Raw genomic sequence first — 687 nt, forward strand, 5'->3', positions numbered from 1 at the left:
GGGACAGGCGACCGGCGCGTCCGTGCGCTTGGGTGGAATGGCAGGACGTGCGCCCATGTTCCAGATCCGCTCGCGGAAGGCATCGGAGGCATAGCCGCGGTCACCGATGATCCAGCCTGGCACGTCCGGCAAGCTGTCGAGCAGACCGGATGCGAGCGGCAGTTCATGCGCCTGTCCAGGCGCGAGAGCGAAGGCGATGGCCCGTCCGCGCCCATCCGCAATCACGCAAGCTTTGGTGCCATAGCCGCCGCGAGATCGGCCAAGTGCTTCGCGTAGATCTCGCTCCTTGCCATTGGCCCCCTTTTTTCCGCACCCGCCGCCTTCTGGTGAGCGCGGATGGTGGTGCCGTCGAGGAAGGTCATGCCGAGCGCCACGCCACGCTGCTGGACCAACTCCAGCAGGCGCTCCCAGACGCCTGCCTTGGCCCAGCGGATGAAGAGTTGGGCCGCCAGCCACCAGGGCCCGAGTTCAGCAGGGATGCTGCGCCACTTGGCGCCATTCTGGTGCCGCCAAAGGATGGCCGACATCGTGCGGCGCAGCTCCTTCGGCGGCGTCTTGCCGCGAGGCCTGACCGCCTCGATCAGCGGCTCCCACACCGCCCAGACCGCATCCGTGAGAAGCTGCTCGTTCCTGTCCTTCGCCATGCCCAAAACATGGGAGCAGCATTCAAGCTCTAACAGACCCTAG

General features: G+C 66.4%; 1 pseudogene. It reads right to left on the minus strand.

Features of this window, described 5'->3' with window-relative positions:
* Positions 1-644 (minus strand): annotated as a pseudogene (locus CR165_RS24225) (IS5 family transposase); the annotation flags it as partial.
* Positions 645-687: the final 43 nt, after the last annotated feature.

The sequence above is a fragment of the Teichococcus aestuarii genome, from assembly GCF_003116135.1.
Classification (GTDB): Bacteria; Pseudomonadota; Alphaproteobacteria; order Acetobacterales; family Acetobacteraceae; genus Pseudoroseomonas; species Pseudoroseomonas aestuarii.